The 8,462-nt window shown below is 66.6% G+C and carries 7 protein-coding genes; 5 read left to right on the top strand and 2 right to left on the bottom strand.

All coding sequences use genetic code 11. The features are described from left to right. Positions 1-26: 26 nt before the first annotated feature. Both ABIB51_RS12950 and ABIB51_RS12955 read right to left on the bottom strand, forming a co-directional pair. Positions 27-542: a methylated-DNA--[protein]-cysteine S-methyltransferase gene (locus tag ABIB51_RS12950; RefSeq protein ID WP_354188589.1), complete on the bottom strand. Its 516-nt coding sequence runs from the start codon at positions 540-542 to the stop codon at positions 27-29. Next, positions 539-2,050, bottom strand: a complete 1,512-nt coding sequence (locus ABIB51_RS12955) for an AlkA N-terminal domain-containing protein (RefSeq protein ID WP_354188591.1) — start codon at positions 2,048-2,050, stop codon at positions 539-541. Before ABIB51_RS12955 ends, ABIB51_RS12950 begins: the two co-directional genes overlap by 4 nt. A 91-nt stretch (positions 2,051-2,141) precedes the next feature. Between ABIB51_RS12955 and ABIB51_RS12960 the strand changes: the two genes are divergently transcribed. The 5 genes from ABIB51_RS12960 (at position 2,142) to tyrS (ending at position 7,940) form a co-directional block, all read left to right on the top strand. Beyond that, complete coding sequence (locus tag ABIB51_RS12960) at positions 2,142-2,873, top strand: DNA-3-methyladenine glycosylase (RefSeq protein ID WP_354188593.1); 732 nt, start codon at positions 2,142-2,144, stop codon at positions 2,871-2,873. 29 nt (positions 2,874-2,902) lie between these two features. Further along, complete coding sequence (locus tag ABIB51_RS12965; protein ID WP_354188595.1) at positions 2,903-3,499, top strand: hypothetical protein; 597 nt, start codon at positions 2,903-2,905, stop codon at positions 3,497-3,499. A 72-nt stretch (positions 3,500-3,571) separates the two neighbouring features. Next, positions 3,572-4,135 (top strand): adenine phosphoribosyltransferase, encoded by a 564-nt coding sequence (locus tag ABIB51_RS12970; protein WP_354188597.1) that lies wholly within the window; start codon positions 3,572-3,574, stop codon positions 4,133-4,135. A gap of 151 nt (positions 4,136-4,286) precedes the next feature. Then, positions 4,287-6,515, top strand: coding sequence for a HelD family protein (locus tag ABIB51_RS12975; RefSeq protein ID WP_354188599.1), 2,229 nt, complete (start codon positions 4,287-4,289; stop codon positions 6,513-6,515). A gap of 111 nt (positions 6,516-6,626) precedes the next feature. Further along, complete coding sequence (gene tyrS, locus ABIB51_RS12980) at positions 6,627-7,940, top strand: tyrosine--tRNA ligase (protein ID WP_354188601.1); 1,314 nt, start codon at positions 6,627-6,629, stop codon at positions 7,938-7,940. Positions 7,941-8,462: the final 522 nt, after the last annotated feature.

Here is an 8,462-nt window from a genome sequence, read left to right on the forward strand (position 1 = left end):
GCGTGGCACCCTGAGCGCCAGGCGGCCTACTTGAGCGGGGCCAGTGCTGCCTGGCGTTCCCGGTCCAGCAGGCTCTCCTTGATGGCCAGGCCCCAGCGGAACCCGCCCAGGCTGCCGTCGGTCCGGATGACACGGTGGCAGGGCACGAACAGTGCCGCCGCGTTGAATGCGCAGGCACTGGCCGCGGCCCGGACGGCCTTCACGTTCCCGGACAGTTCCGCGTATTCGGTGTAGGTCACCGGGTGCCCCGGAGCCACGGTCCGGAGCATGTCCCAGGCGTGGTTGCGGAACGGGCCGGATTTCTGCACAACGGGCACGTCCATGGCCGGGGCAGGATTACCCGTGTAGAACTCCTCGACGGCGGCTGAGATGGTGCCGAGGTCCGTGACCGTCTCGTAGTCTGCGGGGAGCAGCTCCGGGTGGATCTGGCCGGTCAGTTCGCCCGGAACGGCGGTCCAGCCCGACGCCAGCACCGCGCCGTCGCTGGCGATGATGGTGAAGGGACCGTCGGGGGTGGACATGGTCAACAACTGGGCTTTCATGGCATCACTTTCTTCGGGATGGGGGTCTTCGCGCGGGCGGCGGCCTGGGCCTCCGCTGCCGCCCGCCAGAGATGCATGGTGGCGTAGGACCGCCAAGGGCTGAGCTCACGGAAATCGAGGTGCAGCGCCGTGCCGTCCGGGGGATCCCCCAGGGACCGGATGCCGTTCCGCACGGCCGCATCGTTGGCAAGGAAAACGTCCGGCGCCCCGATCACCCGCATCGCGACATAGCCCACCGTCCAGGGCCCGACGCCGGCCAGCGGGAGCAGCTTGGCTTCCAGCCCGGGCAAGTCGTCGCCGTAGCCGAAATCCAGGTCTCCGGACGCCATCGCCGCTGCGGCCCCGCGGACGGAGTCGATCCGGCGCTGCGGGCCGCGGAGCAGTTCGAATCCGGACTCCGCAATCTGCGCCGCCGTCGGGAAGAGCCGGTGCAGGCCGTCGGCGGGAACCAGGCTCTCGCTCCCGGCCCGGGACAGCTGGACCAGGGCCGTCCGGGCAGCGGCCACGGTGATCTGCTGCCCGATCATGGCCCGGACCAGCAGCTCCTGCGGGTCCACAGCTCCCGGCATCCGCATACCGGGTGCACCGGCGACGCGGGCCGCGAGCCGCGGATCCGCTGCCAGGGCGCCGTCGATCGCGACCGGGTCGGCGTCGAGATCCAGCAGCCGGCGAACCCGGCTGAGCAGGGAGGGCAGGTCCCGCAGGTCGACGGCCCCGATGGTCAGCACGAGCGGCCGGCCGGGGGCGGCGGGGTCGTAGTCCACCCGGAACCTGGCGTCCCCGGTCGCCAGGCGCAGGGTCCGCGCGTAGGAACGTGGCGTCCCCTCCTCGATGCCGGGGATGGCGCGGACGGCCAGGAAGTCAAAGACGCCCGGGTCGAACGGTTCCCGGTAGGGAAGATTCAAGGTCAGGGCAGTGGAGGAGGCCGCGGTCATGGCCGGCGCGTGGTGGTGCCGGGCGGTGGCCCGCAGCGCGGACGGCGTCATGGCGAAAACCTCGCCGACGGTCTCGTTGAACTGGCGCACGCTGCTGAAACCGGCGGCGAACGCGATGTCGGCGACCTTCATGGACGTGGAGACGAGCAGGGTGCGGGCGGTCTGGGCGCGGCTGGCCCGGGCCAGAGACAGCGGACCGGCGCCGAGTTCATGGCTCAGGATCCGGTTGAGCTGCCGGGAGGAATAGCCCAGCCGGGACGCGAGCCCTTCGACGCCGTCGCGGTTGATCACGCCGTCGTTGATGAGCCGCATGGCGCGGCCCGCGATGTCAGAGCGGAGATTCCACGCGGGGGTGCCGGGGACGGCCTCGGGGAGGCAGCGCTTGCAGGCCCGGTAGCCCGCGTCGTGGGCCGCGGCTGACGTCTCATAGAAGGTGACGTTCCCCGCTTTGGGGGTCCGGGCGGGGCACGAAGGCCGGCAGTAGATGCCGGTGGTCCGCACGGCAGTGTAGAACTGCCCGTCGAAACGGGTGTCCCGGGCGTCGATTGCCCGGTAGCGCTGCCAGAAGTCCATGGGTTCATCCTGCCAGCTTCGAGAGGTAGCTGCTAGCGGAAATCGGACATGGGCGTGGAAGGCCTGGCGCGGCATTTGTTAAAGTCGGACCATGAAGTCCCACCTGCCGCCTGCCAGTGTTGAGCCCAGTGTTGAGCCCGAGGCCCTGCCCGGTGCCCGGCCCGGCGGAACTCCGGCCCCGGGCCTGCGGGAGCTGTTGTCTGCCGACGCCCGGCACGTCGCACCGCTGCTGCTGGGTGCAGTCCTGACGCATGAGGGCCGCGACGGCCCGGTCTCGGTCCGGATCACGGAAGTGGAAGCCTATCTGGGTCCGCACGATTCCCTGCACCCCGATCCCGGTTCCCACACCTTCCGGGGCGCCACTGCCCGCACGGCGCCGATGTTCGGCCCCGCCGGGCACCTCTACGTGTACTTCACCTACGGCATGCATCATTGCGCCAACATCGTCTGCGGTCCGGACGGCGTGGCGTCGGCCGTGCTGCTGCGGGCCGGCGAAATCATTGCGGGGGAGGAGCTGGCCCAGGCCCGGCGTCCGGCGTCGAAGTCGCCCAAGGACCTGGCGAGCGGACCCGCCCGGCTCGCCACCGCTCTCGGACTGACGACGGCGGACAGCGGCCGCGACGCGCTCGGCGCCCCGTTCCACCTCGAGTTGCCGCACACCGCCGCCACGGACATCAGCTCCGGGCCGCGGGTCGGCGTGTCCGGGGCCGGCGGCACCCACGATTACCCGTGGCGCTTCTGGCTGACCGGCGATCCAACAGTCTCCCGCTACAAGGCCGCGAAGGTGCGGAACCGGCAGCTCAGCGGACAACCCGGGTCCTGAGCGCCGGCGGTGCGGGGAGATGGGGCCATATGGGCGAGGGAAAACGTGGAAAGCCGGCCGGCGAGCTCGAGAGACTTCGGATATTTGAACCGCTGGCCACCGAATACTTCCGGATGGTTGAACTGTTCAAACCCGGTGGCGGGGATGCAGCCCCCGATTCCGTCGAGGCGGAGCGCAGGCACTGGGTGGAGCTCTTCCGTGCGGCGCTGCTGCGTAAATTCATCGTCCGTGATGAACATGTCTCGCTCAAGCTCGTAGTCAGGGCCCTGCGTCTCTGCAACTACAGCGGGGACCGAAACGTGGCGGAAGGCACCGAGGAAGTGGCCAGGCTTTTCACTGCGGAGATGGTCGGTGACCGGCCCGTGCTGCCGGGAGCTGCCGAAGAACGGGAGTTGTTCGACGACGTTCTCTATGGACGGCTGCTGCACGGTGACGCCGACAGGTTCCACCGTTCCGGGTGGGCCCGCGACTACGCCCGGCTGAGTGCCGTCGCGGCCGGCCGCTTCGACGCGGAGCGCGCGCTCAGGAAGGCGCTCGAAGTCGTCAGGTACGGACTTGCGCATGAACTCCTGCGGTCCCCGGACGTGCCGGCCGGCCACACCGGACCGCCCGAGGCCGGTAGCTAGCCGGTGACCTGGCGGTCGGTAGCTAGCAGATGAGCTGGCGGTCGGTTTGATACCAGCCAGTAAGGTTGATGGGTGAATCAAAGCGAGCAGGACCTTCGCCAGACCCGGACCGCAACCCCGGTGGACGAGCTGATCAGCAGCCTCTGCGCCACCATTCCCGACTACCCCCAACCGGGAATCAGCTTCAAAGACCTGACACCGGTCTTCGCCGACGGCGCCGCATTCGGGGCCGTCGTCGATGCCCTGGTTGGACCTTTCCAAGGCCAGTTCGACGCCGTTGCCGGGGTGGAAGCCCGCGGCTTCCTGCTCGCAGCGGCCGCCGCCTACGCCACGGGAACCGGCGTCATCACCGTCCGCAAGGCCGGCAAACTCCCGCGCGAAGTAGTCTCCGAGGACTACGCCCTGGAGTACGGCACCGCCACCCTGGAGCTGCACACCACGGATCTTGCGCCCGGAAGCCGGGTGCTGATCCTCGATGACGTGCTCGCCACCGGCGGCACCCTGGGGGCAGCCGCACGGCTGTTCGAACGCTGCGGCATCCACGTGGCCGGGGTGGGCGTGGTCCTGGAACTAGAGGAACTGGGCGGCCGCTCGGCCTTGGAAGGACACCAGATCCGTTCCTTGCTCCGCGTGTAGCCGGAGCGGAAAAGCGGGCCAGGTGAGGCTGGACGAATCAATTCGCGTCGGTAAACTGCCGTGAAAAAGCTTGGACCAGACACGGTTCCGGCACGTTGACCGAAATGGTTGTAGAATGGTGGGTCTGTCTTTTTCGATAGGGGAACGTTCGATGCACGACGCTGATTTGGCCCATGAACGCGACTATGTAGCCGGACTTTACGCCCGGCTCGATGAGTTGCGGGCAGAAAAGCGCGCCCAGCTGGCCCAGGTCCGCCGCGCCGGCGCCGTAGGAACAATGCAGAACGTCTCCGAGCGTGACGCTTTTGCGGCGCTGTACGAGGACCGACTTGCCCAGCTCGACGCCGTCGACGACCGCCTGGTGTTCGGCCGGCTGGACCTCGACTCAGGGGAATCGCAGTACATCGGCCGCATCGGCCTGACCACAGAGGACCTGCAGCGGCTCATGGTTGACTGGCGTGCCCCGGAGGCCGGGCACTTCTACCAGGCGACCGCTTTCGACCGGCAGGGTGTCCGGCGCCGCCGCCACCTGATCCTGCAGGGCCGTGAGGTCAAGGCGATCGAGGATGACGTACTCGACGCCGACATGCTCGCCGATGACGATTCCCTCCAGGGTGAGGGCGCCCTCCTGGCTGCCCTCAATTCCAAACGGACCGGCCGGATGTCGGACATCGTCGGTACCATCCAGTCCGAGCAGGACCGGATCATCCGCTCGTCGATCTCCGGCGCCCTCGTGGTCCAGGGTGGACCCGGCACCGGCAAGACCGCCGTTGCGCTGCACCGCGCCGCCTATTTGCTCTATACGCACCGCGATCGTCTCAAGACGGCGGGTGTGCTGCTGGTGGGACCGTCGTCGTCGTTCATGAAGTACATCGAACGGGTGCTGCCCTCCCTGGGCGAGACCGGCGTCGTGATGGCAAGTGTCGGCCGGCTGATGCCCGGGATCCACGCCGTTGCCGAGCCGGACTCCGAGGTTGCCGCGATCAAGGGCCGGCTGGACATGGCCCACGTGGTCGCAAACGCCGTCGCCAACCGGCAGCGCATCCCCGCCGGGAACCGCGTCCTCGAAGTCGACGGGCGCAAGCTGCTCCTGACCCCGCGCCAGGTCCGTCGGGCACGTGACAAGGCGCGCGGCACCGGCAAGCCGCACAACGAGGCCCGCGTCTCGTTTGTCAAGATGCTGCTGCGCGAACTGACCGAGCAGATGACCGAAATGGTGGAGGCCGGCAGCATCGGCAACAACGCCGACCGCTCCTACCTTGCCGAGGACGTCCGCTCGGCCAGGGACGTGCGCATTGCCCTGAACCTGTGCTGGATGCCGATGACGCCGGAGAAACTTGTGGGGGAGCTGCTGAGCAAGCCGGCCATCCTGGAGGCCTGCACGCCGCACCTCAGCCCGGCCGAGCGCGCCCTGCTGCTCCGGCCCGCCGGTTCCCCGTGGACCGAAGCCGATGTGCCGCTGCTGGATGAGGCCGCCGAACTGCTCGGCGAGCTTGATGCGGCGGCCGGGCGGGGACTGGCGCAGCAGGAGCACGACCGTGCCCGCGACCTCGCCAATGCCAAGCAGACCCTGGTCAACATGGAAACCGCGGGCGTCGATGTCCTCATTTCCGCCGAGGACCTCGTGGACCAGAACCAGGAACGCGAGTCCCGGCAGACCGCGGCGGAGCGCGCCACCACCGACCGCAGCTGGGCTTTCGGGCACATTGTGGTGGACGAGGCCCAGGAGCTCTCGCCGATGCAATGGCGCCTCCTGGTGCGCCGCTGCCCGCTGAAGTCCTTCACGATTGTGGGCGACATTGCCCAGACGAGTTCCGTTGCCGGAGCCAATTCCTGGCAGAGCGCCCTCGGCCCGATGTTCGGGGACCGCTGGCAGCTCGAGGAACTCACCGTCAACTACCGGACACCGTCACAGATTGCCGAGGCGGCCGCGCGGATGGCCAACGCGGCCGGACTGGTCGTCTCCGCGCCCAAGGCAGTCCGTGAGGGTCGCTGGTCGCCGATTATCGACAAGGTCGAGCCCGGCCAGATCGTCAGCAAGCTCGTGGAAGTGCTGCCGCGGGAGCTGGACGCCCTTGAGGGCGGCCTGCTGGCAGTGATTGCCGACGGCGACCTCCTCCCGGAAGCCACCGCCGCGCTGCGTGCCGTCTATGGCCGACGCGTGGGCACCGATGCCGGCAGCTACGTGCAGGACATTGTGGTGATCAGCCCGCGCGAAGCCAAGGGCCTGGAGTTCGACGGCGTTGTGGTGCTGGAGCCGAGCGCCATGCTCAACCATGAGCACGGCCGTGTGGGTGACCTGTACGTCGCCATGACCCGCCCGACCCAGCGGCTGCGGCTCATCGCCGCCGCCCCGGTTCCCGCCGGCATCGAAGACTGAGCCCCAGCGCCGCCGGCCCGGATGGCTGGCGGCCCTGCGGGGGTGCCGGGTTGCCGGGCCCCTGGCGGTCACAAGCGCTGGGCCGGTCCTGATCCTGCTAACTTAGATTGCGTGTCCCAGCAAAATGAACTCCGTCCCCAGCAGAACGACCCCAGCTTCGCCAATATCTGGCAGGAGCTGAAATGGCGCGGCCTTGTCCACGTGTCCACGGACGAGGCGGAGCTGGAAAAGCTCCTCGCCGGCGACCCCATTACGTACTACTGCGGCTTCGACCCGACAGCGCCCAGCCTGCACCTCGGGAACCTGGTCCAGCTCCTGCTCATGCGCCGCATCCAGCTCGCCGGCCACAAGCCCCTCGGCCTGGTCGGCGGATCCACCGGCCTGATCGGCGACCCCCGGCAGACAGCCGAGCGCGTCCTGAACACACCCGAGACCGTCGCCGAATGGGTAGGCAAACTTCAGGCACAGGTCCAGCGCTTCCTCAGCTTCGAGGGAGCCAACGCCGCCCGGATGGTCAACAACCTGGACTGGACCGCGCCGCTGAGCGCCATCGACTTCCTGCGCGGAATCGGCAAGCACTTCCGCGTCGGCACCATGATCAAAAAAGACATTGTCGCCAACCGGCTGAATTCCGATGAGGGAATCAGCTACACAGAGTTCAGCTACCAGATCCTGCAGGGCATGGACTACCTCCAGCTCTTCCGCGACTACGGCTGCGTCCTCCAGACCGGCGGCTCGGACCAGTGGGGCAACCTGACCAGCGGCACCGACCTCATCCGCAAGGTCGAGGGCAAGCACGTCCACGCATTGGGGACACCGCTCATCACGAATGCCGACGGCACCAAGTTCGGCAAGAGTGAAGGCAATGCCATCTGGCTCGATCCGGAGATGTGCAGCCCCTACGCCTTCTACCAGTTCTGGCTCAACACGGCGGATAACGACGTCGTGGCCCGCCTCAGGATCTTCACCTTCCTGAGCCGCGCCGAAATCGAAGCGCTGGAGGCTTCCGTTGCAGAACGCCCCTTCGCCCGCGAAGGACAGCGAAAGCTGGCGTACGAAGTAACCTCCCTGGTTCACGGGGTGGACGCCACTGAGAAAGTCATCGCCGCGTCCGCCGCGCTCTTCGGCAACGGGGACCTCACGGTCCTGGACGAAGCAACGCTCAAGGCGGCCACTTCCGAATTGCCGTCCGCAACCGTAGATGCTGCCTCCCTTGGGATCATCGAACTGCTGGTGGCCTCGGGGCTTTCGGAGAGCAAATCTGCCGCGCGCCGGACGGTCGGCGAGGGCGGGGCGTACGTAAACAACACCAAGGTGTCTGATCCCGAAGCCGTTATTGACTCCAGCCAGCTGCTCCATGGCCGGTACCTGCTGTTGCGCCGGGGGAAGAAGAACCTGGCAACGGTGGAAGTCTCCCCGGCTTAGCAAGCGGCCTTCCGCATCTCGAAGAGTCACCTGCACGCTCCTCGCCTCCTGATTTGCGCGGCCGGGGAGGAGCGTGTAATGTCTTCTGAGTCGCCACCGTTGAGTGGTGACCAACCCCCACTAAAATAGAGAAGCAATTTCATCTACGCTCGGCGCAGATATGAAAAATTGCTTCGAATTTTGCTGGGCGGATTCGGTCCACAAAGCGAATTTCGAGAGAATATCCCGGATTTGCAAAGTGAATATGAATGAAATAAGCTGTAAACATCGCAGCGAAGAAAAGCGAAATAAACAATTGATTGGAATTCCAATGAATTGTTTCGACAAGTATTCGAATGTGTCTGTTGTTTGAGAACTCAATAGTGTGCCAAGTTTGTTGATACCAATTTATTTATATGGATTGGTTGAATTGACTGGATTATGCCATCCCGTGGTGTGGTCTGGTTTTTACAGCTGGTTTCAAATTTTGTGCGGCCTGCACGTCCCGTTTTCCCGGGGGTGTTGGTTGTGTCTGTTTTTGTT

It is taken from the genome of Arthrobacter sp. UYCu712, assembly GCF_040547005.1.
In the GTDB taxonomy this organism is placed as follows: Bacteria; Actinomycetota; Actinomycetes; order Actinomycetales; family Micrococcaceae; genus Arthrobacter.

Bases quoted from the DNA above. Each gene is read 5' to 3' on its own strand.
- ABIB51_RS12950 (WP_354188589.1), bottom strand. From the start codon at position 542: ATGAAAGCCCAGTTGTTGACCATGTCCACCCCCGACGGTCCCTTCACC.
- ABIB51_RS12955 (WP_354188591.1), bottom strand. From the start codon at position 2,050: ATGGACTTCTGGCAGCGCTACCGGGCAATCGACGCCCGGGACACCCGT.
- ABIB51_RS12960 (WP_354188593.1), top strand. From the start codon at position 2,142: ATGAAGTCCCACCTGCCGCCTGCCAGTGTTGAGCCCAGTGTTGAGCCC.
- ABIB51_RS12965 (WP_354188595.1), top strand. From the start codon at position 2,903: ATGGGCGAGGGAAAACGTGGAAAGCCGGCCGGCGAGCTCGAGAGACTT.
- ABIB51_RS12975 (WP_354188599.1), top strand. From the start codon at position 4,287: ATGCACGACGCTGATTTGGCCCATGAACGCGACTATGTAGCCGGACTT.